This is a genomic window from Kitasatospora viridis, assembly GCF_007829815.1.
GTDB classification, from domain to species: Bacteria; Actinomycetota; Actinomycetes; order Streptomycetales; family Streptomycetaceae; genus Kitasatospora; species Kitasatospora viridis.
On sequence record NZ_VIWT01000004.1, the window covers coordinates 471,058 to 493,452 of the forward strand.

Annotated in this window: 25 protein-coding genes; 10 read left to right on the top strand and 15 right to left on the bottom strand. The window is 72.4% G+C overall.

Annotated elements, in window-relative coordinates:
• Window positions 1-50 precede the first annotated feature (50 nt).
• On the bottom strand, window positions 51-332 hold the full coding sequence (locus FHX73_RS35630) for a hypothetical protein (RefSeq protein ID WP_145910145.1): 282 nt from the start codon (window positions 330-332) through the stop codon (window positions 51-53).
• A gap of 188 nt (window positions 333-520) precedes the next feature.
• Window positions 521-1,018 (bottom strand): DinB family protein, encoded by a 498-nt coding sequence (locus FHX73_RS35635; protein WP_145910146.1) that lies wholly within the window; start codon window positions 1,016-1,018, stop codon window positions 521-523.
• A gap of 265 nt (window positions 1,019-1,283) precedes the next feature.
• On the opposite strand from FHX73_RS35635, the gene FHX73_RS35640 reads away from it, so the two are divergent.
• The 3 genes from FHX73_RS35640 to FHX73_RS35650 all read left to right on the top strand — a co-directional run bounded on the left by FHX73_RS35640 (window position 1,284) and on the right by FHX73_RS35650 (window position 3,314).
• Window positions 1,284-1,925 carry a class I SAM-dependent methyltransferase gene (locus FHX73_RS35640; protein WP_145910147.1) on the top strand — a complete coding sequence of 214 codons (642 nt, stop codon included), beginning with the start codon at window positions 1,284-1,286 and terminating at the stop codon, window positions 1,923-1,925.
• Between the two features lie 86 nt (window positions 1,926-2,011).
• The gene (locus tag FHX73_RS35645; RefSeq protein ID WP_145910148.1) at window positions 2,012-2,761 is read left to right on the top strand and encodes a class I SAM-dependent methyltransferase; all 750 of its coding nucleotides are present in this window, start codon (window positions 2,012-2,014) and stop codon (window positions 2,759-2,761) included.
• A gap of 172 nt (window positions 2,762-2,933) precedes the next feature.
• Window positions 2,934-3,314 (top strand): nuclear transport factor 2 family protein, encoded by a 381-nt coding sequence (locus FHX73_RS35650; protein WP_170305228.1) that lies wholly within the window; start codon window positions 2,934-2,936, stop codon window positions 3,312-3,314.
• A gap of 64 nt (window positions 3,315-3,378) precedes the next feature.
• Here FHX73_RS35650 and FHX73_RS35655 read toward each other — a convergent pair whose 3' ends face one another.
• Genes FHX73_RS35655 through FHX73_RS35665 form a run of 3 tightly spaced genes read right to left on the bottom strand, consistent with a single transcriptional unit; the run spans window position 3,379 to window position 5,366 of the window.
• Complete coding sequence (locus FHX73_RS35655; RefSeq protein ID WP_145910150.1) at window positions 3,379-4,347, bottom strand: phosphotransferase family protein; 969 nt, start codon at window positions 4,345-4,347, stop codon at window positions 3,379-3,381.
• A gap of 54 nt (window positions 4,348-4,401) precedes the next feature.
• Window positions 4,402-4,791: a hypothetical protein gene (locus tag FHX73_RS35660; RefSeq protein ID WP_145910151.1), complete on the bottom strand. Its 390-nt coding sequence runs from the start codon at window positions 4,789-4,791 to the stop codon at window positions 4,402-4,404.
• 14 nt (window positions 4,792-4,805) lie between these two features.
• Entirely contained in the window at window positions 4,806-5,366 is a 561-nt protein-coding gene (locus tag FHX73_RS35665) for a TetR/AcrR family transcriptional regulator (RefSeq protein ID WP_145910152.1), read from the bottom strand.
• A 59-nt stretch (window positions 5,367-5,425) separates the two neighbouring features.
• On the opposite strand from FHX73_RS35665, the gene FHX73_RS35670 reads away from it, so the two are divergent.
• Complete coding sequence (locus tag FHX73_RS35670) at window positions 5,426-5,752, top strand: hypothetical protein (RefSeq protein ID WP_145910153.1); 327 nt, start codon at window positions 5,426-5,428, stop codon at window positions 5,750-5,752.
• Window positions 5,753-5,772: 20 nt separating this feature from the next.
• Here FHX73_RS35670 and FHX73_RS35675 read toward each other — a convergent pair whose 3' ends face one another.
• Window positions 5,773-6,909: an FAD-dependent oxidoreductase gene (locus FHX73_RS35675; protein WP_145910154.1), complete on the bottom strand. Its 1,137-nt coding sequence runs from the start codon at window positions 6,907-6,909 to the stop codon at window positions 5,773-5,775.
• Window positions 6,910-7,078: 169 nt separating this feature from the next.
• On the opposite strand from FHX73_RS35675, the gene FHX73_RS35680 reads away from it, so the two are divergent.
• Window positions 7,079-7,672 (top strand): TetR/AcrR family transcriptional regulator, encoded by a 594-nt coding sequence (locus tag FHX73_RS35680; RefSeq protein WP_145910155.1) that lies wholly within the window; start codon window positions 7,079-7,081, stop codon window positions 7,670-7,672.
• Between the two features lie 70 nt (window positions 7,673-7,742).
• Here the strand turns inward: FHX73_RS35680 and FHX73_RS46775 are convergent, their stop codons facing one another.
• Window positions 7,743-10,001, bottom strand: coding sequence for a Dyp-type peroxidase (locus FHX73_RS46775; RefSeq protein ID WP_246214087.1), 2,259 nt, complete (start codon window positions 9,999-10,001; stop codon window positions 7,743-7,745).
• A 166-nt stretch (window positions 10,002-10,167) separates the two neighbouring features.
• Between FHX73_RS46775 and FHX73_RS35690 the strand changes: the two genes are divergently transcribed.
• Entirely contained in the window at window positions 10,168-12,105 is a 1,938-nt protein-coding gene (locus FHX73_RS35690) for a galactose oxidase early set domain-containing protein (RefSeq protein WP_145910156.1), read from the top strand.
• 60 nt (window positions 12,106-12,165) lie between these two features.
• Here the strand turns inward: FHX73_RS35690 and FHX73_RS35695 are convergent, their stop codons facing one another.
• A complete protein-coding gene (locus tag FHX73_RS35695; protein ID WP_170305229.1) occupies window positions 12,166-12,663 on the bottom strand; it encodes an NUDIX domain-containing protein in 498 nt (165 codons plus the stop codon).
• 166 nt (window positions 12,664-12,829) lie between these two features.
• On the bottom strand, window positions 12,830-13,477 hold the full coding sequence (locus FHX73_RS35700) for an NADPH-dependent F420 reductase (protein WP_145910158.1): 648 nt from the start codon (window positions 13,475-13,477) through the stop codon (window positions 12,830-12,832).
• A gap of 76 nt (window positions 13,478-13,553) precedes the next feature.
• Between FHX73_RS35700 and FHX73_RS35705 the strand changes: the two genes are divergently transcribed.
• Complete coding sequence (locus FHX73_RS35705) at window positions 13,554-13,976, top strand: winged helix-turn-helix transcriptional regulator (protein WP_145910159.1); 423 nt, start codon at window positions 13,554-13,556, stop codon at window positions 13,974-13,976.
• Window positions 13,977-13,989: 13 nt separating this feature from the next.
• Here the strand turns inward: FHX73_RS35705 and FHX73_RS35710 are convergent, their stop codons facing one another.
• Window positions 13,990-14,580, bottom strand: coding sequence for a hypothetical protein (locus FHX73_RS35710; RefSeq protein WP_145910160.1), 591 nt, complete (start codon window positions 14,578-14,580; stop codon window positions 13,990-13,992).
• Between the two features lie 219 nt (window positions 14,581-14,799).
• Here FHX73_RS35710 and FHX73_RS35715 point away from each other — a divergent pair, with 219 nt between their 5' ends.
• Window positions 14,800-17,136 (top strand): helix-turn-helix domain-containing protein, encoded by a 2,337-nt coding sequence (locus tag FHX73_RS35715; RefSeq protein ID WP_145910161.1) that lies wholly within the window; start codon window positions 14,800-14,802, stop codon window positions 17,134-17,136.
• 16 nt (window positions 17,137-17,152) lie between these two features.
• On the opposite strand, the gene FHX73_RS35720 is transcribed toward FHX73_RS35715, so the two are convergent.
• Both FHX73_RS35720 and FHX73_RS35725 read right to left on the bottom strand, forming a co-directional pair.
• Window positions 17,153-17,845, bottom strand: coding sequence for an HAD family hydrolase (locus FHX73_RS35720; RefSeq protein ID WP_145910358.1), 693 nt, complete (start codon window positions 17,843-17,845; stop codon window positions 17,153-17,155).
• Between the two features lie 57 nt (window positions 17,846-17,902).
• Entirely contained in the window at window positions 17,903-18,175 is a 273-nt protein-coding gene (locus FHX73_RS35725; RefSeq protein ID WP_145910162.1) for a hypothetical protein, read from the bottom strand.
• 37 nt (window positions 18,176-18,212) lie between these two features.
• Between FHX73_RS35725 and FHX73_RS35730 the strand changes: the two genes are divergently transcribed.
• Both FHX73_RS35730 and FHX73_RS35735 read left to right on the top strand, forming a co-directional pair.
• On the top strand, window positions 18,213-18,761 hold the full coding sequence (locus FHX73_RS35730; RefSeq protein ID WP_145910163.1) for a P-loop nucleotide/nucleoside kinase family protein: 549 nt from the start codon (window positions 18,213-18,215) through the stop codon (window positions 18,759-18,761).
• 50 nt (window positions 18,762-18,811) lie between these two features.
• Window positions 18,812-19,864, top strand: coding sequence for a serine hydrolase domain-containing protein (locus FHX73_RS35735; protein ID WP_246214089.1), 1,053 nt, complete (start codon window positions 18,812-18,814; stop codon window positions 19,862-19,864).
• Window positions 19,865-19,871: 7 nt separating this feature from the next.
• Here the strand turns inward: FHX73_RS35735 and FHX73_RS35740 are convergent, their stop codons facing one another.
• The 3 genes from FHX73_RS35740 to FHX73_RS35750 form a co-directional block, all read right to left on the bottom strand.
• Window positions 19,872-20,750: a chitosanase gene (locus FHX73_RS35740; RefSeq protein WP_145910164.1), complete on the bottom strand. Its 879-nt coding sequence runs from the start codon at window positions 20,748-20,750 to the stop codon at window positions 19,872-19,874.
• 140 nt (window positions 20,751-20,890) lie between these two features.
• The gene (locus FHX73_RS35745; protein WP_145910165.1) at window positions 20,891-21,679 is read right to left on the bottom strand and encodes an SDR family oxidoreductase; all 789 of its coding nucleotides are present in this window, start codon (window positions 21,677-21,679) and stop codon (window positions 20,891-20,893) included.
• A 102-nt stretch (window positions 21,680-21,781) separates the two neighbouring features.
• On the bottom strand, window positions 21,782-22,357 hold the full coding sequence (locus FHX73_RS35750) for a TetR/AcrR family transcriptional regulator (RefSeq protein ID WP_145910166.1): 576 nt from the start codon (window positions 22,355-22,357) through the stop codon (window positions 21,782-21,784).
• Window positions 22,358-22,395 lie beyond the last annotated feature (38 nt).

Here is a 22,395-nt window from a genome sequence, read left to right on the forward strand (position 1 = left end):
GCGAGGAGACGGTCAGTCAACCGCGAGCCGCACACGCCCACCGGGCAGCATCAGCTGGTGCACAGGACTTCCCAATCCGCCGTCCACAGCTCGCCGTCGAACGAGGCGGACGGGTCGCCGACCGGCGCGCACTGACTGTTGACGAAGCCGGCGGCGCGGGCCTTCGCGAGGGCGTGGTTCAGCGCCGACTGGGTGGCGATGGGCACGGTCGCGCCGAGACCGGTGCCGGGGTAGACGCCCTGCGCCGGGGTCGCCGAGGCGGGCAGGGCGGCGAGCACCAGCATGGTGCCGGCCGCCGCGGCCGTGCCCAGCAGTCGAGAGATCGTCCTCACGGGTTCGTCCTTCCGTCGGTGCGCCTTGACCGGAGTGCTCCCTGAGCAGGGCGGAACGCCCCAAGTGCGTGAGCTGATATGGGAGACCATAAGAGTCTGATTCATCTCAGTTCATCAGGTCAGCACGACCAGCTTGGGGCACCTCCGACAAGGCGTCAACGGGTGGGAAGGACTCGGGAAGTCACCCGTCAGTCGACGACCAGTCGTTGCTTCCCGTCGATGAGTTCGCGCACGGCGTCCAGGTGGCCGGCATGGGTGGCGGTCTCGGTGATCACGTGCAGGATCACCTCGCGCAGGTTGTCGCACCGCCAGTCGCCGAAGAAGTCCGGCCACCAGGCCGGAGCCACGTCCAGGTCGGCGTCGGCCAGGAAGGCGTCGGCGAGCTCCGCCTCCTTCCGGTAGCGGGCGAAGATCTCCTCGGCCGTCAGCTCCGGGGCGGGCTTCCAGGCGTCCTCCCCGGCACCGAGGATCTCCTCGATCGCCGTTCGCTCCCCCGCCGCGACCGCGCGGAACCAGAACTTCTCGTCGTCCAGCGCGAGATGGTTCACCAGTCCCAAGCACGTCCAGCCGGACGGCAGCACCGGGCGTCGCAGTGCCTCCTCGTCGAGGCCCTCCAGGATGCCCAGGACGTGCTTGCGCTTGCTGTTCAGGGCCCCGAGCAGGGTCGTCAGTTCAGTGTCAGCCATGGCCCGGACGGTATTCGGCTCCACTGACACCCGGCGCACCGTCGCAGGGGCAGGCTCGCGCGGCCGTCAGCCGGGCCGGGCCGGCTATCAGGAACAGCCACGCCTGGACCGGTCGTCGCGGAGCGCGCCACTGCTCAGTAGGTCTCTTCACGGCCGCATCATCGCAGCAGGCCTGCGATCACAGCCGACCGCTCCTCGGCGCCACAGGCCAGCACCGAACGGCCCTCATGGCTCCTCCTGCCAAGAGTCCCTAGAGTCGTTTCCCGTGGCGGATCATCAGGACGAAACCAGGGCGGCCTACGACGCCGTCGTCGAGCTGTACGCGTCGCTGTTCGCGGACCGGCTGGAGGGGCAGCCGTTCGCCCGGGCGATGATCGGTACCTTCGCCGAACTGGTGCGCGCGACGGGCAACCCGCGGGTGGCGGACGTCGGGTGCGGGCCCGGGCACTTGACCGCCATGCTGCACGAACTGGGCCTGGACGCCTTCGGACTCGACCTCTCCCCCGGCATGGTCGACCACGCCCGGCGGGCCCATCCGGCGCTGCGGTTCCAGGAGGCGCGGATGGAGTGCCTACCGGTCGAGGACGGCTCGCTCGGTGGCGTGCTGGCCCACTACTCGATGATCCACACCCCGCCGGGGGAACTGCCACGGCTGCTCGTCGAGCAGGCCCGCGTGCTGGCACCGGGCGGCTTGCTGCTGGTCTCCTTCTTCGGGACGGACGGGCCGGAGCCCGTCCGCTTCGACCACAAGGTGACGCCTGCCTACAGCTGGCCGGCCGACCGCCTGGCCGAACTGCTGGCCGATTCCGGGCTCGTGCCCTTCGCCCGGCTGCTCCACGACCCGGCCTCCGAACGGGGCTTCCTCGACGCCCACCTGCTGGCCCGCCGCAGGGAGCCCGGGGCGTAGCCGGGCGCGGAGTGGCGGCCCGACCCGAACCCGCTGCGTGAAAACGAAGTTGACGCTGCCACAGCTCCGGACGATCATCGCTGCTCATGCTGCAGAGTGAGATTTGGGACGCCCGCGCCGCGCAGAGCTACGACACCCCGGGGGCCGGCATGTTCGCGCCGGCGACGTTGGGGCCGACTGTCGACCGGCTCGCGGAACTCGCGGAGGGTGGGCGGGCGTTGGAGTTCGCCATCGGGACCGGGCGGGTGGCGGTGCCGCTCGCGGCGCGCGGTGTGCCGGTCAGTGGCATCGAGTTGTCGGTGCCGATGGTCGACCAGCTGCGCACCAAGGTCGACGAGACGGCCGTGCCGGTGGTCGTGGGCGACATGGCCACCGCGCGGGTCCCGGGCGAGTTCCAACTCGTCTACCTCGTCTACAACACCATCTCCAACCTGCTCACCCAGGCCGAGCAGGTCGCCTGCTTCCGGAACGCCGCGCGCCACCTCGCGCCGGGCGGCCGGTTCGTCGTCGAGCTGTGGGTGCCCGAGCTCCGCACGCTGCCGCCGGGGCAGCAGGCCGTGGTCTGGGAGCAGGCGCCGGGCTACATCGGGCTGGACACCTACGACGTCCTGCACCAGCAGGTCGTCTCGCACCACTTCCGGTTCGACGCCGAAGCCGGCCACGAGGCCCAGGTGGTCCGCAGTCCGCACCGGTACATCTGGCCGGCCGAGCTCGACCTGATGGCCGAACTCGCCGGAATGACACTCGAATCCAGGCACGCGGACTGGACGGGGGCGGAGTTCACCGCGCAGTCCCGCTCCCACGTCTCGGTCTACCGGACGGCGGGTCCGCGGTGACGAGGCCGGTCAACCGACGGCTCGGGCGCGTTGTCCACCGGACGGGTGCGGTTCAGCCGTTTCGACCATGACACGAAGCGCCGCCGAATCGGTGGGCCAAGCGTGGCGAACGACCGCTGCCGGACCGGCGCAACCGCCACATTGGCGGCGATCCCGCTGCTACGTTGTCGGCATGGCTATCGACACGAACTACGAGTCCACCGCCGAGGTCTTCGTCCGGGCTTTCTACGAGGCGTTCGACACGGACGACGCGTCCCGTGCGGGGCTGGCCGAGTCCTACTCGGACGACTCGATGGTCCTCTTCGAAGGCATGCCGTTGCAGGGGCAGCAGAAGATCATGGCGCGGTTCCAGGAGCTCGGATTCCCCAAGACGCGCGTCGCGAACACCTACGACAGCCTGCCCCTGCCCGACCGGGCCATCCTCATCGCCGTCACTGGAGCGTTCGCGACCGCCGACGACGAGCCCTACACCTTCAGGGACACCTTCGTGCTGACGCCCACCGACCACTCCTTCCTGATCAGCCACCAGATCTTCCGCACCAATACCTTCTGAACGGCCCCGAGCGAACGTTAGACCGACGGGCTTCACGAGGAGGTGGGCGTCCTCCGGGTACGGTTCACGCCGGAGCGTCCAACACGGCGGTGACGTACGCGTCCAGCCGCTGCTCGACGGCACGCGCCGTCAACTCCGGCCGCCCCGCCTCCCGCCAGGCCCGCGCCACCGGCTCCACCTCCTCCGAGAACGCCAGCGCGCTCCGCAGCCGCCAGTACAGCCGCTCGCTCGCGGTCCCGGCCAGCTCGCCGCCGGCCTCCTGGTACGCCTCGGTGAACCGGCGGCCCCACTCCGGGCCGTGCAGCAGCGCCAAGTTGGTGGAGCAGTGCGCCACGTCCAGATCAGTCGGGCCCCAGGAGGTGGACGCCCAGTCGACGACACCGGAGATCCGCTCGCCCGCGCCCACCCCCGGTGAGGTCGGCACCTCGAACAGCACGTTGCCGGGCTGGAAGTCCCGGTGCAGGAAGCGTCCTTGCCAGGACGGCACGGGCCGGCGCAGCACGTCGATCGCCGCGGCCCAGGCCGCCGCGTCGGCGCCCTCCGGGACCACGACGGTGTCGGCGGTCGTCAACGCCACGTACTCGCGGGGTCGCTGGGCGGGGCGCACCGTGTGGATCGCCGCGAGCTGACGGGCCAGCAGCGGCACGCGCGCCGCCACCCCCGCGTCGGCGAGGACCGACCGGCCCGGCAGGTGGGTCATCAGGAGCGACGGGTACTCGCACCGCGCGGCGGTCGGATCCACCGCGACCAGCCCGGGAGCCGGCACGTCGGTGCCCGCCAGCAGGCGCAGGGCACCGACCTCGCGCTCCAGCAACTCCCCGGCGTGCGCCAGGTACACCGGGTCGACGAAGCTGCGCAGCACCAGGGCACGGGTGGAGCCGTCCCGCCCGCCGACGGTCAGCCTGCGCATCTCGGCGGTGATGCCGCCGTGCAGCGCCTCGGTCCTGACGATCCGTTCGCCGTCCGCCAGGTGCCGGCTCACCCAGGCGAGCGTCAACGGTCGGACGGCCGCCGCGTCATCGTGGTTGGTCACCGTGCCAGCTCATCATCCGGACGATGGCGAGCGCAAAGGGCTTGCCCCGCCGTTTCACCCCTCGCGGTCGTCCTCGACGGTCACGTCCTCGGGCCACCCGCCGTGGTCGATGACGTGTGCCACGGCTCGGGCGGCGACGCCGAAGGGCACGGTGTCCCGGTCCGCGTAGGTGTCCGACTGTCCGTTCGACAGCAGGTACCCGTCCGAACTCCCCTCGGCCCCGGGGTCGATCAGGTGCTCGCCGGGGTCCCCCGCGCCGTGCATCAGGGTCACCATCGCGCGCTCGCCGTTGGTGACCACGGCCAGCAGTCGGCCCTGCTCGTCCTCGAACCAGGTCTCCTGGCTCGCCCAGTCGAACCGGTTGCCCACCAGCCGCCGCGCCTCCTCTCCGGAGTAGGCGTGGGCGGTCGAGCCCTGGAGGTGCCAGCGGTGCAGGGTGTTCACTTTGACTCCGTGACTCAGAGCGGCCAGACGGTGCCGAGCACACGGTCCGCCCAGTCCTCGGGGATGCCGTCGGTGGTGACGTGGCGGGCGTAGAAGGAGCCGATGAGCATGCTGGTGAGCGCGTCGAGGTCGGCGGAGGCCGGGAACGGGCCGGCTGCCAGGGCGTGGCGGAGCAGCGACCGGCGCGGCTCGACGATGGCGGTCCTGAAGAGCTGGAGCAGTTCGGGGTGCCGGTCCTCCTCTGCGAGCAGGGAACCGAGGATGGCCAGCCCGGGGGCGCCCCGCAGGTTGTCGTGGAAGTTCCGCAGGATCGCCAGGGCGTAGGCGCGGGGGGTCGGTGCGGTGGCCGGCGGCTCCTCGACACGGAGCGAGCCGATCACGGCGGCGGCCAGCTCCGCCTTGCTGCGGTACCGGCGGCGCAGGCTGGGCACGGTGGTTCCGGCGGCCGCCGCGATGGACTCCATCGACATCCGGGCGTAGCCGCGCTCGCCGAGTTGGCGGGCGGCGGCGGTCAGGATCGCCGAGTCCAGCTCGGGGTTCCTCGGCCGTCCGGCCCTTGCCTGTGGATCACTCATTCCATTACGATAGCCAATCGGAACGTAATTCGTCCAGGGAGTCCAGGGAGGGGCCACCCATGACCGAGTCACTGCCCACGAACGCCTATTTCCGGGTCTCGCGCGCCAACTTCGATCCGAGCCGGTTCGAAGAGGTCGACGCCATGAACAAGCGGACCTCGGAGTACCTGATCCCGGCCGTCCAGCAGCTGCCGGGGCTCATCCACTTCTATGCGGGCGTCTCGCCGGACGGCTCGGCCACCCACGTCAGCATCTGGGACTCCGAGGAGCACGCGAAGCAGCTCGACCACCTGAAGGAGATGGTCGTCGACGCGCGCGCGGAGGCCGAGGCGGCGGGCGTGACGTTCACGCCGATCGTCAACTACCCGATCAACTGGACGATCTGACGGTGAATCAGTAGGAATCTCTACCGCACCGTGGCAGCAGCCGGAGCCTGCGCGGCCTCGGGCACCAGGTGGTCGAGCCCCCGCGCGCTCGCCGTCGCGGCCTCGACCGAGCGCGGCAGCATGACGGCTTCGTAGGCGCGGACGGCGGCGTCGACCCCGGGCTCGGCCACCAGGGCGTGGGCGAGGTCGGCGCCGTCGAGCATGGCGAGGTTGGCGCCCAGGCCGACCGGCGGCATCAGGTGCGCGGCGTCGCCCAGCAGCGTGACGCCGGGGACGTGCCGCCAGGTGTGCGGCGCGGGCAGGACGAACAGCGGGCGGTTGACGAATTCGTGGTCGCCGTCGCGCAGCAGGGCTCGCAGACTCTCGTGCCAGCCCTCGAACAGGCCCGACAGGTACTCGCGCACGGCCCGCTGGTCGCCGAGGTCGAGGCCGGCGGCAAGGTGCCAGTCCTGCGGGGCGCGGAACGCGAGGTAGGCGCGGATGTGGTCGTCGCTGTTGCGCTGGGCGACCAGCGAGCGGCCGGCGCCCTTCGCCAGCAGCGATCCGTTGCCGACCAGCCGCGCGATCTCGGGGTGCCGGGTCGCGCACTGGTCGAACCCGGTCTCGATGAAGGTGACCCCGGTGTAGCGGGGCACGGCGGGCGACAGGGCCGGGCGGGCCCGGGACCAGGCGCCGTCGGCGCCGATCACCAGGTCGAACTCCTCGGCGGTGCCGTCGGCGAGGAGCAGTCGGCAGCTGCCGTCCGCGAGCGGGGTGACGCCGTCGACGGCGTGCCCCCACCGCACCGTGCCCTCGGCCAGCGAGTCCAGGAGCAGGCCGCGCAGCTGGCCCCGGTCGATCTCCGGACGTTCGCCGTCGCTGACGGACGGCGGCTGCTGCGCCAGCGGGGCGGCGGTGGCGGGGTCGAGCACGCGCCACTCGTCCCCTTCGGGGCGGGCGAGGGCCTGGAAGCGGTCGAGCAGCCCGGCCGAGCGCAGGGCGGCCTGGCCGGAGTCGGGGTGCAGGTCGAGGCTGCCGCCCTGCGGGCGGGTGTCGGCGGAGGCCTCACGTTCGAAGACGGTGACGGGGCGGCCGTGCCGCTGGAGGATCCGGGCGCAGGTGAGGCCGCCGAGGCCGGCGCCGACGACGGCGATGCGGGGAGGGCGAGTCGAGTGCACGGGCGTGCCCTTCGAGAGGTGGTGGGTCGGCCGGGAGTCCGGCACCTCCAAGAAAGCACACTCGGTAAATAAGTGCAATGACTACACTTTCAGAGCCATCCCACTTGTCTCCTCGCTTCACTTATGACCCCGCTTCACTTGTGACTCCGCTTCGCGATACGGTGCAGGGGTGACCGAACCCACCGGGCGCCGCGAGCGCAAGAAGGCCCAGACCCGCCAGGCGCTGGCCGACGCCGCGCTCGAACTCTTCCTCGAACGCGGCTACGACCAGGTCGGCGTGAAGGACGTCGCCGACTGCGCCGACGTCTCGGTGACCACCCTGTTCAAGCACTTCTCCGGCAAGGAGGCCCTGGTCTTCGACCAGGCCGACGACCTGGAGGCGGCACTCGTCGCCGCCGTGCGCGAGCGCGCGCCCGGCCAGTCGATCCCCCGGGCGCTGTGCGAGCACGTCCTGCTGGCGCAGCAGCAGTTCGCCGTCCACCGCGAGGACCCGCGGTTCGCCGACTTCTCGCGCATGGTGCAGGAGACCCCGGCGCTGCGCGACTACGCCCACCGCCTGTGGACGCGCCACGAGGCGGCCCTGGCCGCCGCGATCGCCGAGGCCGCGGATGCGCCCGCGGACGACGTCGGCTGCGTCGCCCTGGCCCGCTTCGCCCTGGAGGCCCGCGGCCTCGTCCAGCGGCACGCCGACCCGCGCCGGGCCGCCGACGAGGTCTTCGGGCTGCTCGAACACGGCTGGGCCGCCTCCCACCCGGCGACCTGACCCACCCAAGTGCCTGCCCCGCGCGGGCCCGCCCCGAAGAGCGGCCCCGCGCAGTGCAACTGCCGCTGCGTCACCCCGAAGTGAGCGAACTCCACAGCGAGATCGACCGGTCCGGCACCTCGATCCGGTCGTCGTGGTTGTCGTGGTCCTCGATCGACACGATCCGGTACTGGTCCTGGTGGAAGACCCAGTACCAGCACTTGCCGTTCACCCGCTGCATGTCCGGGATCGGCAGCACGGTGGTGATCCGGTCGATGCCCGCGAAGGAGTCCCAGGCGGAGAGCCTGCGGTCGCCGCGGATCAGGGTGTCCTCGTGGCGGGTGCCGTCGGCGATGGTGATGATCCGGTAGAGCTGCTCGCCGTTCAGGGTGTGGAACACCCAGTACCAGCTCTTGCCGCCCTGGCGCTGGAGTTCGGGGATCGGCAGGAAGAAGTCCACCGCCGCGACGCCGTCCAGCGATCGCCAGAGCGACAAGTCACCGTCCACGCGCACGAGTTCGTCAGTGTGGGCGTTGCCGTCGGCGATCGAGACCACCCGGTAGCGCTGGCGGTCGGGGCCGGCGTGGAAGAGCCAGTAGGTGCTCTTGCCGCCGACGTTCTGGCCGTCCGGGAACGGCAGCAGGCAGTCCAGCCGGGTGACTCCGGCGAACGAGTCCCAGTCCGCGATCGGCCGGTCCGGCTTCTCCAGCTTGTCGGTGTGGGCGTTGCCGTCGGCGATCGAGATCGCCCGGTAGCGCTGCTCGCCGGCCACCGTCCGGTAGGCCCAGTACCAGCTCTTCCCGTCGACCCGCTGACGGTCCGGCACCGGCAGGAAGGTGTCCACCGGCTGCCCGGACGGCGGCACTTCGCCCGGCAGCCGGCCCTCCTGGAGCGCGTTCAGCATGGTGAGGGAGGGCAGGAAGGCGTAGACAGCACCCTCGGTGCGGACGAACCGCTGGAAGCTCAACTGCACTGGATCGCCGCCGTCCCGCTCCCAGTCGACCGCGCCGTCGAAGCCCACCATGGCGTCCGGGCCCGGCTTGTTCGGCCGGTTGGGCGGGAAGTCCGAGTTGTCGATCCAGCGGTTCTGGATGAACTCGAACTGCCGGACCAACTCCCGCTGGTAGCAGACGAAGAGCAGGCCGCGCGACTCGTCCGGGCCGCCGGGCCCCTCGGAGGCCGGGTCGAACGGTGCGCCGTACGGGCTGCCCCGGCGGATGATCCGGCGGCGGTCCATCACCGGCTTCTCGTCGAACGGCTTGTCCCCCGGGTGCTCCTGGAGCCCGTCGCGCGGGTTGGTCTTGCGCAGGTGCGAGAAGAGCGGGGTGACGTGGCCCTCAAGGTCGTTCAGGTAGCTGATCTTGTTGTCGTTGGCGGCCACCGTGTTGAACGGCTGGTCGGCGTTGGGGCAGGTGGCCACCGGGGTGCCGGAGCGCCAGCGCCCGACCACCCGGGCGGCCACCCACTCCACGGTGGCGTCGTCCGGAATCGCCTTGGCCTTCTTGAGGACCGGCAGTTGGCGGGCGATCTGCGCCCACCACCCCGGCACGTCCTGGGCCAGCCGGCGGACCACCTGGAAGGAGCCGTTGACGGCCCAGGCGGGCAGCGCCTCCGGCGTGTCGTCGATGGTCGGGTGGCCCACCACGAACTCGCCGGCCGGGATCAGCCGGGTGCCGGGGTGGTCCTTGACCCACTCCGGCATCAGCGGGTCCGGCTCGTCGAAGTCGGTGACGCCCGGCTCGCTCACGCCGTCCTTGAACCCGAAGTGCTCCTTGCCGCGCCGGGAGCCCTTCAGGGTGGCGCCGTGCTGCTCGAAGACGATGGACAGGCCGTAGCGGGCGGCGAGTTCGCGCTGCTCGGTGATCGCGCCCTGGAGGTCCTCCACGCCGTCGGAGGCGATGGTCAGGACGGCGTGGACCTGCTCCTCGGTCTTGTTGTTGCCGAACAGCCAGCGGCTGGGGTGGCTGTCGTCGCGGTCGCCCATCGCGTCGGCCCGCACCACCGGCCCCTGTTGGAAGGCACCCAGGGTGGTGGTCGCGTCGGCCTGCGGGTAGGGCGCCTTGCCGATCAGCTTCGCCAGGCCGTGGTAGGTGAAGCTGACGCCGAGCCAGGTCGCCCGCAGCGCGCTGGGGTCGCCGCCGGAGCGCTTGCGGGCGTCGCTGAACGCCTGGTTGAACGTGGCGACCTGACGGGTGGTGGCGATCCGCGGGGTCAGTCTGCGCAGCCAGGCGCGGGCCTGCAACGGGTCGCCGAAGGTCAGCAGGAGCAGGACCATCTGGTCCTTCTTGAAGCCGGCGAGCACGTCGCCCTGGATGTCCTCGTTCTCGCGCAATGGAAGATCGACGGGCACGGTGTCTCTCCACTCGGGTGTCGGTGATTGCACTGAGTAGTCGCAGACACTACGGTACGTACTCGAACCAAGCGAGGCGACAGGCCGTCGAACCCATCCGGCCCGGCAGCAACTCGCTTTCCCCGCAAGACCCGTCCGGTCCCTGGCCGAGCACCGAAGGAAGCCCATGCCCCGCACCTGTGCGCCTCCCAGACGCCGACTCGCCACCCTGCTGCGCGCTTGCGTGGTCGCCGCCGTCACCACCTCCACCGCGCTCGCCACCCCGCTCGGCGTCCACGCGGCCGACGCCGGCCCGACGTTCACCACCCAGCAGGTGCGGGCCGAGGAGCGCCCCGAGGAGGTGGCCGCGCTCGGCCCCGAAGCGGCCGAGTACCTGGCCTGGCAGCGCCTGGAGCAGCGCGCCGCACTGCGCGAGGCGGCCCGCACCCGGGCCGAGGGCGGGCCGGACAACGGCTACCCGAACCCGCTCCGGGTGCACCGCCTGGAGATGCTCACCAAGACCCAGGCCGACCTCAACAAGAAGTTCGACCCCTCGGTCTTCGGCAAGTTCACCGACTACTTCCCCTCCCCCGACTACGGCGACCACATCGCACTGCTGCCCACCGGCAAGGTGCTGGTCTTCTCCTTCGAGCCGGTGGAGACCGACCCGACCCAGGAACCCGCGCCGACCAACATCATCGGCTCGGCCAACAAGGGGCGGGCCTACCTCTGGGACCCGGCCAAGGGCACCGGGGCGGGCGCCTTCAAGGCGGTGCCGCCGCCCAACGTGGTGCTCGACGACGGCACCGGGGCCAACCGGCCGGCGCCGTTCTTCTGCGCGGGCCACTCCTTCCTGCCCAACGGCATGCTCGGCGTGTTCGGCGGGAACCTCGGCGGCAACGGCGGCACCGGGGCGAAGCTCTCGCTGGTCTTCGACCCGTGGACCGAGACCTGGACCCGCAACCCCGACATGTCGGTCGGCCGCTGGTACCCCTCGGTGGTGACCGGCGCGGACGGCCGGCAGCTGATCATGTCCGGCCAGTCGGAGCTCGGCTGGGGCACCCCGACCCCGGTGGTCGAGCGGTTCCCGGCGAAGAACGTCGCCGTGCCGCTCGACCCCAGGCAGGCGCCGCTCGCCCCGGTGGACCGGTTCGGCGCCGACGCGCCCTTCACCACCGACTACCCGCAGCTCTTCTCGCTCAACGACGGCAAGGTCTACGCCCTCGGCCGCACCCCCAACGAGCAGTGGCTGTTCGACCCCAAGACCGAGACCCGCACCGACCTGCCGACCCGCCCGGACAACCTGGACCCCGGGGTGATGTCCCGCAACTACGGCTCGGCGGTCGCCCTGCCCGGCGGCTTCAAGGGCCCGGACTCGGTGCTGGTGCTCGGCGGCAACCGCAGCGACCCGAACACCTACCAGCTCTCCGGCGGCATGTGGACCAAGAAGAGCCCGCGCGCCTTCGGTCGCACCCAGGACGACACCCTGGTCATGCCGGACGGCAACCTGTTCACCGTCAACGGCGCCTACGACATCCGCGACTACGGCAACGGCCCGTACAACCCGAACGCCGACCTGAAGTACCGTCAGACCGAGCAGCGCGACGCCCAGGGCAACTGGAAGCTCGGCCCGGTGCAGCGGCTGCCGCGCGGCTACCACTCCAACGCGGTGATCCTGCCGGACGGCCGGGTCATGATCACCGGCGACGAGCTCCAGCAGATCGCCAACAACCCCGACATCAAGTCGGGCATGAACGGCACCATCGAGATCTACGAGCCCTGGTACCTGCACAGCGGCAGCCGGCCCGTGCTCGACTCGGCGCCGACCGACCCGCAGCGCTACAACCGCACCTTCACGGTGACCAGTTCGACACCGAACCAGGTGACCCGGGCGGTGCTGCTCTCGCCGATCACCTCCACCCACTCGGTGGACACCGCCCAGCGGCACGTGGAACTGCAGATCACCAACCGCGGCGGCAACCAGCTGACCTTGCAGACCCCGGCCACCTCGGCCGCCGCCCCGCCCGGCTACTACATGCTCTTCCTGCTGGACGCGGCCGGGGTGCCGTCCACCGCCAAGTGGGTGAAGCTGGAGCCCAAGGAGTCGGGCGGCTCACTGCCGTGACGGACCGTCAGTTCAGGCGCCGCCGGTGTCGTGGGCCGGTGGCGCCCACCCCCTCACGCCTCACGCCGAGGCGTAGCGCTCCAGCACGCGGCGGCAGAACGGGGCCAACTCCAGCTCCAGCGCCGCCTCGTGGGTGAAGGCGGCCAGGGCCTGACCCTCCGTCAGCACCATCCCCTCCGGCCGCACCGGCGTGCGCGCCTCGAAGACGGTCAGCAGCCGCCCGTCGCCGTGCGCGTCCACCACCCGCCACAGCGGGCGGCACTCGACCTCCACCAGTCCGAGCTCCTCGCGCAGTTCACGCAGCACGGCCTCGGCGGGCAGCTCGCCCTCCTCCACCGCACCGCCGAACAGCGACCAGCAACCCGGGTGCGGGATCCAGGACTTGTCGTCCCGCAGGTGCAGGACGATGCCGTCCGGGCTGAGCACCAGGGCCATCGCACCGGCCGCGGTGGCCGAGCGCGCGAGCTCGGCGTCCGCCGGGTCGAGGAAGGGCGGCGGGGCGGACGGCAGAGCGGACGACGGGAACGGCGCGGCGGGGTGCGGGTCGAGGTGTGTCATGCCGCCGCAGTCTAGTGATCTCGGCCGCCCTGACGATCTTGGACGGTCTGGTGACCTGGCCCCGCCGCGCCCGTGGCAGACTCGCCGGCCACCCCGCCCCGCCCCGTCGCCGGCCCACATGCGCGAACTCCTCGCCCTGGCCGGTCTGAGCCCACCCCCGCGGTGCTCAGACCGGCCCGATCCCCGAGTACGCCAGCGGCGGCGCGATCGCCTGCGCGTCCGCGCCCTCGCCCACCCACAGGCCGATCAGGAGCGCGGCCGTCGCCTCCAGCAGGCCCGCCCGGTCGAGGCCTCCGCCGTTGACCGGCAGGCAGCCGAGGTCGCGGACCAGCTGCCGGACGGTGGCGAGGGCCGCCGCGTCGTCACCGCAGAGCGGCACCGCGAGCGGGCGGCCGTCGAAGACCGGCGGGGTCAGGCCCCACACGCTCTCGTGGCACAGGTTGAACCCCTTGACCACGCGGGCGCCGGGCGCCGCGGCCGCGATCCGCTCGGCCGCCGACGGCCCGCCCCCGGTGGCCAGGACGAAGCCCGGCGCCACCGGGTTGGTGCAGTCGATCAGCGTCCGGCCCGGCAGGACGTCGGCCAGCACGGACGCCACCTCGACCGCCGCCGCGTACGGCACGGCCAGCAGCACGGCGTCCTCCCCGTGCCGGGCCGCGTCCCGCAGCGTCCCCGCCCGGGCGCCGATCCGCTGGGCCAGGGCCGCGGCCAGGTCGGCGTCCCGCCCGCCCACCAGCACGGCGTGCCCGGCCCGCACCCACTGAGCGCCCAGCACCCGCGCCATCGTGCCCGTCCCCGCGATCCCGATCCTCATCGGCCCCGCCTCCTCGTGGTGGTCCGTCAGTCGAACGAGGACGACAGTAGGCAGCCGCTCGGGCACCATCTGGTAAGTGACCACTGATCAGGGCTTCGTCGCCGACTGCCGCGCCCGGCTCGCTTTCGACCTGCTCGCCAACACCTGGAACGCGGTGGTGCTGTGGACGCTGCGCGGCGGGCCCGCGCGGCCCGGTGAACTGCGCGGGCGGATCGGCGGGATCAGCCCCAAGGTGCTCACCGAGACGCTGCGCCGGCTCCAGTTCAACGGCCTGGTGGAGCGCCGCGCCCACCCCGGGTCGCCGCCGCACGTCGAGTACTCCCTCACCGTGCTGGGGCGGACCCTGCTGGAGCCGATCGAGGCGTTCGGCCTCTGGGCCTTCGAGCACGGCGACGACGTGCTGGCGGCCCGGGAGCAGGCGGAGACGGACGGGTCGCAGGAGCATCAGCTGCGCGCACCCGGGGTCGGCTTGTCCCCTGACCAGACGATGTCGGAGTAGTCCGCGTCCATGTTCACCACCTCTCCGCGACGTCGGTGGCCTGGATCGCGACGAGCCGCTGGCGGATCTCCACCACGCTCGCCCTGCTGTGGCGGGCCGTGCCCCACAGCCGCAGCACCTGGCCGTCGTGCAGCCGCAGCACGACCACCGAGACGCCGGCCGCGTCCGGCACGTCGGTCTCGGTACCGCTGCCGACCGTGATCTGCCTGACCTCCCGCCAGGAGATCCGCCGCACGCCGCCCATCGAGCGGTCGACGAGTCCGTCCCGGTCGGCGACCACGCCGAGCCGGGAGCCCCGGCGGCACACCGCCACCGAGCCGGCCACGACGACGGCGCACAGCGCCTTCGCCTCCACCGGCGCAACCGCGACGCCGGCCGCCGACGTCCCTAGGGACGCCAGGCCGCCGACCACCGAGAGCAGCCGCTGGTACTTCGGGTAGGCCTTCACCGGCCTCGCCGGGACGGGCTTGGTCAGGACCGGCTTGGTCAGGACCGGCTCGGCCAGGGCCGGTCTGGTCAGAACCGGTCTGGCCGGGGTGGGTCTCGCCGGCACCGGCTTCGGCCGACCCCGCCGGCCCCCGGACTGGATCACGCTGACGTTCATGATCACTCCTCGACTGAACTGCGGCGACCCGGTCGTCCGGGCAGTGGCGCCAGGTGCGGCCGCCACCGCTCACACTGACGTTCCGGCAGGTCAGCCACCACGTCAGGAACCCGCCAGATGCGGCGGGCGGCCCGTCGGAGGCCGCCGGTAAGGTGATCGCACCGTGGAGCAGGTCCGTGATGGGAGTGGTTCGTCGAAGTGAGCAGCAGGTTCGGTCCCATGGTCCGCGGGTTGCGAGCAGCTGCGGGGTTGACGCAGGAGCAGTTGGCCGAGCTGGCCGGGCTGGGGGTGCGCACCGTCCAGCGGCTGGAGACCGGCAAACCCACGGACGCCCGGCTGGCGACGGTGAAGCAGGCCGCCCACGCCCTGGCCGACTGCCTGGGCCGCGACCGCGACGAGGTGTGGCGCGAGCTGCTGGCCGCGCACGACGACAGCGGGCCGAGCGCGGCGGTCGACGCTGCCCCCAGCGCCCCAGGCGGCGGTGCCCCGAGTCCGGCAGCCGCGCCGGTCGTGCAGGCCGCGCCGGTCGCTCTCGCCGGGCCCCGCGGCCCGCTGGCGGGCGGTGACCTGGCCCGGACCGCCGAGTCGCTGGCGCGCAACCTGCACGGCCGCTGGCTGCGCGAGGAGGAGCGGCGCCGGATCCACGACCCGTTCCCACTGCCCGTCAGATGGCGCTCCGCCCCCGCCGACCTGCTGGACCACCAGGACGGCGGCGACGCCGCGGCCGCCGGAGCGGGCCTGGACCGGATCGCCGACGTCCACCGCCAGGTGCCGTCCGGGCGGCTCGTGGTGCTCGGCCGGGCGGGGTCCGGCAAGACCGTCGTGGTGATCCGGTTCGTCCTCGACTACCTGGCCGCCCGCACCGGCGACGACCCCGTGCCCGTGATCTTCAGCATCGGCTCGTGGGACCCGACCGCCACCGCGCTGCGCGACTGGCTCGTGGACCGGCTGCTGCGCGACCACCCGAACCTCGCCGCGCGCGCCCTCGACGGCTCGACACTGGCCGCCGCCCTGGTCGACACCGGCTGGATCCTGCCGGTGCTCGACGGCTTCGACGAGATCGCCGCCGGACTCCACGAGGCCGCCCTGAGCGAACTCAACGAGACGTCACTCCCCCTGCTGCTGACCAGCCGCACCGAGCAGTTCGCCACCGCCACCAGGACCCACCTGCTCAGGAAGGCCGCCGGCATCGAACTGGCCGACCTGACCACCGGCGACCTCGCGCACTACCTGCCCCGCACCGCCCGGCCGGAGGCGCCGGACGGAGGCACCTCGACCGTCTGGGACCCGGTACTGGACGAACTGCGCCACCGGCCCGACAGTGCGGCCAGCACCCGGCTCACCGCCGTGCTGCGCACCCCGCTGATGGTGCTGCTCGCCCGGACCCGGTACAGCGACACCCCCGGGCAGGACCCGGCCGTGCTGCTGGACGCCGCCCGCTTCCCGACACCGCACGCCCTTGAGGAGCACCTGCTCGCCGGCTTCGTCCCCACCGTCTACCGTCCGCGCCCACCGGACCGGTCCGACGCCGGCTCCGGGCGCCCGCCCCGCCGTTGGGACGCCCGGCGCGCCCGGCGGTACCTCGGCCACCTCGCCCGGGTCGACCACCAGGACCTGGCCTGGTGGCAGCTCTGCGACATCCTGCCGCTGCGCACCCGCATGCTCGTCATCGTGCTCGCCTGCACGGTGGGCGTCACGCTGTGCCTCGCGGTCCCGGGAGCGGTGGTGAGCGCGCTGTCCGCGGCCGACCTGATCGGACTGCGCACCAGCCTGCGGATCGGGCTCACGGCCGCCGGCCCGCTGACCGGTTTGGTCCTCGCACTGGCCTACGGGTTCGCCGTCACCCTCGGCAAGGTGTCCTTCGCCCCCTCCCGCAGCCTGCTGCGCCTGCCCGGCCGCGGCCGTCCGGTGGGCGGCGCCCCCGCCCACCGGCTGCGCACCGTTGCCTTCACCGGTCTGCTGCTCGGCGGTACCACCGGTGCGCTCTACGGCTCCGCCGGCACCCTGCTGCACGCGTTCGTCCAGCCCAAGGTCCACGGGGTGCCGATCCGTACATCCGTGGTCGAGCCACTGGTCTCCGACACGCTGCTCTACGGGGTGGTCTACGCCCTGACGAGCTGTCTGGCGCTCGGGCTCATGTCCGCGCTGCAAGCACCGGTCGACCTGGACCGTGCCGCCGCCCCGGCGGACCTGCTGGCAGTCAACCGCAGCGTGGTCACCCACCAGGCCCTGGTCGTCGCACCGGTGCTCACCGCGACGCTGACCGTCGGCCTGCACGTGCGGGGCTGGCTCGGCATGCCAATGACGGACTGGCAGTACCTGGACATGGCGGCCAACATCGGCCTGACAGCGACGCTCTGCTACTCGCTGGTCTTCACCGCCTGGGGCCAGTGGTTGATCTTCGTCCGGATCTGGCTCCCGTTGACCGGGCGCCTCCCCTGGGCGACCGTGGCCTTCCTCGACGACGCCCACCGCCGGGGCGTGCTGCGCCAGGTCGGCGCCGTCCACCAGTTCCGCCACGCCCGGCTCCAGCACCACCTGGCCGAGCCGGGCTGACCTGGCTGACCCGGGGTCAGGAAGGGAGCAGGTCCAACAGCGGCGAGAGCGCGGCCGGCCGCTCGGCCACCGGCAGGTGCGGGACCTGGTGGAAGGCGCAGCCCAGGGCGGTGGCGCCGCCGTCGGCCTCCAGGTGGTCGCCGACCATCAGCACGTCCTGCGGGGCCAGGCCCAGCGCCTCGCAGCCGGCCAGGAAGATCCGCGGATCCGGCTTCTGGGCGCCGAGCTCGTAGGAGAGCAGGTAGGCGTCGACCAGCGGGTCGAGCCCGTGCTCGCGGAAGACGGGGCGCAGGTCCCAGCCGATGTTGCTGACCACGGCCACCGGGATCCCGCGCCGCCGCAGCTCACGCAGCGTCGGCCCGGCGTCCGGGTACGGGGCCCAGGCGCTCGGGCTCATGTGACGGTCGTACAGGTGCTCGGCCGACACCCCGTCAGGCAGCTCCGCCGCCCTGGTCAGCCCGGTGTACGCGGCGCGGTGCAGCTCGGGGGTCAGGTCCCTGGTGTCCACCAGCTCCTGGAGCCCCGCCGGCACCTCGCTCGGCGCCACACCGCCCGGCAGCGCGCCGAACCACTCCAGCCGGCGCACCAGCCCGGCCCGCTCCGCGGCGCCCAGCACCTGCCCGGCATCCGCCAGCACGCCGTCGAGCCACTCCGCAGTCGACTCGACCCGGAACAGCGTGCCGGAGAAGTCGAACATCACACCCTTCAACATGCCGCCGAGCCTACGGCAGCGCGCCGCCCGGCAGTGAGCCGATCCCCAGGCTCCTCAGGACTGTTCCCAGCGGACCCGGCGCAGCCCGTCCAGCAGGTACTGCGCCTCCTCCCGCCGCCTCGGGTCGGTCGCGGCGATGTCCGCCAGCTCCCCGAGCAGGCGCTCGCGGTCGGGCCCGGACAGGTCGCGCAGCGACCGCACGATCTGGGGGAAGAGGTGCTCCAGGTTCGCGAAGTCGATCGAGACCAGGATCGCCTGACGCACCTTCTGGTAGTCCGTCGGCTCCGGGCCGTCGGGAGCCCGCCGCCTGCGCCAGTTGTCGAACACCCGCCACACCCTACGCCGTGCCCGCTACCCTGATCGAATGCTCACGGTCCTGGTCAACGGCCTCCCCGGTTCGGGGAAGACGACGCTCGCCCGGGCCCTGGCGGCCGAGCTGGGCCTGCCGCTGTTCAGCAAGGACGCGATCAAGGAGACCCTGGCGGACACCCTCGCGGGCCTGCGGGCCCCGGACTGCTCGGACCAGGAGTGGAGCCGGATCCTCGGCGTGGCCGCCGGCGAATCGCTCTGGACCCTGCTCGCCGACGCCCGGGGCAGCGCCGTACTGGAGAGCCCCTGGCTGGCCGACCTGCGCCCGATCGTGCTGGCCGGCCTCCACCGGGCCGGGGTGACCCAACCTCAGGAAGTCTGGTGCGAGGTCCCGCTGGCCACCGCCCGCCGCCGCTTCGCCGACCGTACGGCCGACCGGCACCCCATCCACCCCGAACGCCCCGCCGGCTTCGCCGGCCACTGGAACACCTGGTCCCGCAACGCCGAACCCCTCGCCCTGGGCACCCTCCACCGCGTGGACACCACTGTGCCGGTCGACGTCCCGGCCCTGGCCGCCCTCCTGACGGCCACTCGGGCCGAGTAGCCGAGGCCGCCCAGCTCCGCCACACACCCGACGATCGATCAGGAGCAATCGTGACCCGCACCGTGCCATGGCAGCCGAACACGATCGCCGATCTGCGCGAGTGCCTGGACCGGATCACCGCCGACGGCACCGTGCCCGGCGGAGTCATCGCCCACGGCACCTTCGACAGCGAGCCAGGCTTCCTGGCGTCCGGCGTCGTCGCCCCCGAGTGCGGCGACGCCCGGCCGGGCCCGGACACGGTGTACGACGTGGCGTCGCTGACGAAGGTGCTGGCCGGCTGGCCGCTGGTCGGCACGTTCCTCCGCAACGACCTGGACACCCCGGTCAGCCGGCTGCTGCCGGGGATCCCGGCCGAGGCGCCCGGCGGCCGGGTGACGGTCCGCCAGATCCTGGCCCACACCTCCGGTCTGCGGGCCGACACCCGCCTCGACCAGTACCGCAACCGCACCGAACCGCTCGCCGAACTGATCTGCGGCGAAGACCTGATCGCCGAACCCGGCGCCGGACACCGCTACATCAACCGCGGGTTCATCCTCCTCGGCCTGGCCCTGGCGCACTCCCGTGGCCGGCGCCTGGACGAGCTGGCGGCCGAGTTCTGGCAGCGCCTCGGCATGACGAACACGACCTACGGACCGGTGGCCCGCTCCGCCCAGGTCGCCCCGACCGAGCAGCGACTGCCTGGTGCTCCCCGCCTGTGGGGGATGCCGCACGACGACAACGCCGCGCTGCTCGGCGGAGTCGCCGGCCACGCCGGGGTGTTCACCACCCCGGCCGACCTCGCCGCCTTCGCCGCCCACCTGCTGTCCTCGCACGCCACCAGCGGACCCCAGGGCCGCTGGCTCACCGCGAGCATGCAGCCGCAGGCCGCGATCGAGCCGGGTCTCGACCGCGGCCTGGCCTGGATCCTCGCCGACGACGGCCGGGTGGCCCACCACCACGGCTTCACCGGCACCAGCCTCTACCTCGCCCCGGCCACCGGCCGCTACCTGGCCATCTGTACCAACGCCGTCTACCACCACCGGGACAACCGCACCCGCCTCGCCCCGCTGCGGGCCCTCGCGCTCAAGGCCATCACCGGCGAACCCGTCGGCGCACCCAACTGACGAACCGTCAGAACGGCCCGTTGGCCGGGGCCTTGGGGATCGTCACCTGGAAGTCGGCGCCGACCAGCAGCGGGAGCGGGAGGGACCACTTGCCGGCCGTGGCCATTTGCTGGAGGGCCTGGACGCGGTCGACGGACTGGGGCCAGTCGGACTTGCGGCCCGGGGTCTTGGGGTTCTTCAGGTGGGCGGTGCGGACCTGGTTGAACTTGGTCAACCAGGTGGCTTCCGCCACGCCCGTGGCCGGGGTGCCGGACTCGGCCTTGGTGGTCTCGGCGACCAGGACCAGCAGGCCGTCGGGGCTGTCGGGGGCGCCGTCGGGGCCCATCTCGACGGCGGTGTCGAAGAAATCGGCGACGCCGAGCGGGGTGGCTATGCCCACCTTCCTGGCCTCGGCCAGGGCCGGCGCCAGGTAGTTGGCGTGGGCCTGGTCGAACTGGGCCTGGATGAACGCCTGGTCCTTGGCGGCGGCCTTCCAGGCGTTCGGGAAGCCGTCGAGGCCGGTGTGCGCGTCGCTGCCGGCCGCGGCCAGCTTGCGCAGGGCGGGCAGGTACTTCGCCAGCGGGTTGCCGGGACGGGCCGTGTCGTAGGCCGTCACCAGTTTGACGTCGTCGTCGGTCTGGGTGCAGAAGCCGATGTAGCCGGCGGTGTAACCGCAGCCGTCGCCGTAGTCCTTGATCGCGGCGAAGCCGCTGGTCAGGTCGCCGTTCTCGAAGACGTTGGTGATCTCGTCCACCGCGTACTGCTGGGCGCTGGTCAGCGTGACACCGGCGGGGGCGGCCGCGGCGTGGGCGGTGGCCGCGCCCGCCAGGGACAGGGCGGTGACCGGGGCGGCGAGCAGGGCGAGCGCGCGCAGCAGCGGAGCGGGGGGCGTGGCGGAACGGGTCATGGCGGCGGTTCCTTCCGGTGTGACGGCGCGTCAGTCGGTGCGGGCGGCACCGGAACGACTCTCGCAGCCGAGCACCGCCCGCACCAGACGGCCCCTCAGGCCGCTCAGGCCGCTCAGGCCGGTCAGGCCGGTCAGGCCGGTCAGGCCGTCTTGATCGTCCCGCCGTCGATCACGTGGTCGTGGCCGTGGATGCCGGCGGCGCGCTCGGAGAGCAGGAAGGCGACCAGGTCGGCCACCTGCTCGGGGGTGCCGAGGCGTCCGGTGGCGATGCCGACCTGGGCGGGCAGGGCGGCCAGCAGGTCGGCGTGGCCGATGCCGGCGGCTTCGGCGACCTTGCCGCCGAAGCCGTTCGGGTCGGTCCACAGCGGGCTGGTGGTGATGCCGGGCGAGACCGTGTTGACCCGGACGCCGAGCGGCCCGAGCTCCTCGCTGAGCCGCTTGCCGAACTGGGTCAGCGCGGCCTTGGCCTCCGCGTAGCCGACGGGCGAGCCGGTGGGGACGCGGCCGTTGATCGAGGAGATGTTCACGATCGCGCCCTTGCGCTCCACGATGCTCGGCAGCGCCGCCTTGGTGGTCCACACGGGGCTGAACAGGTTGAGGCCGAAGATGGTCTGCCACTGCTCGTCGTCGACGTCCAGGAAACCGGCGACGGAGAGCCCGGACGGGTCGCCCGCACCCACGTTGTTGACCAGGAAGTCGATCCCGCCGACTGCCGAGATCGCCTGCTCGACCACCGAGCGCGCCCCCTCACGGGTGCTCAGGTCGACCGGGACGGCCGCGGCGGCGACCTTCGCCAGCTCGGGCGTGACGGTGCGCGCGGCCCCCACCACCCGCACCCCTTCGGCGGCCAGGGTCTGGGCGATCGCCAGGCCGATGCCGCGGCTCGCGCCGGTGACCAGCGCCGTCTTGCCGGTGATACCGAGGTCCATGTTCTTCTCCCCATTCGTGAACATCGAATTCTTGAACCGCAGGTCTGAAATCAGGGCACGAAAAACGGCCGACGACGCCGGATGGATGGGCCTGACGCAGCGTCAGAGACCGGCCAGGGCCGTGTCGATGACCTGGACGAGCACGGGCCGGTCGAAGGTCTTGGCCATCACCCGCAGGCCCATCAGGGTGGTCTGCAGGAAGAGGGCCTGCGCCCGCACGTCGAGCTCCGGAGCGACGTCGCCGTCCCGCTGCCCCCGCTCCAGGCGCCGGGCGAAGAGCTCGATCATGCTCTCCTCGATCCGGTGGACCGTCCGGATGACCTCCGGATCCCGCCCGGCGAGCTCGGTGGCCGTGTTCTGCACCAGGCACCCCCGGCGGACCGGACCCTCCAGGTCCAGGTCCACCAGCAGCAGGAAGTACCCGCGCAGGGACTCCTTCGCGGTGCCCGGGCGGGCGAGGAACTCCTCGGTCAGCTCGGCACCGACGCGGCCGTACAGCTCCAGCGCCTTGGCGAACAACTCCCGCTTGGAGCCGAAGCAGTGGTACAGGCTGCCCTTGCCCACCCCGGTCGCCTCGGCGAGGTCCGTGGGGGACGTCTCGCCGTACCCCTTGGTCCAGAACGCCTCCATCGCCCGTGCGACGGCGACCTCCGGCTCGAAGCTCATCGGCCTGCCCATGGGCACCACCGTAGTGAGTTCTTGAACCATGGGTCAAG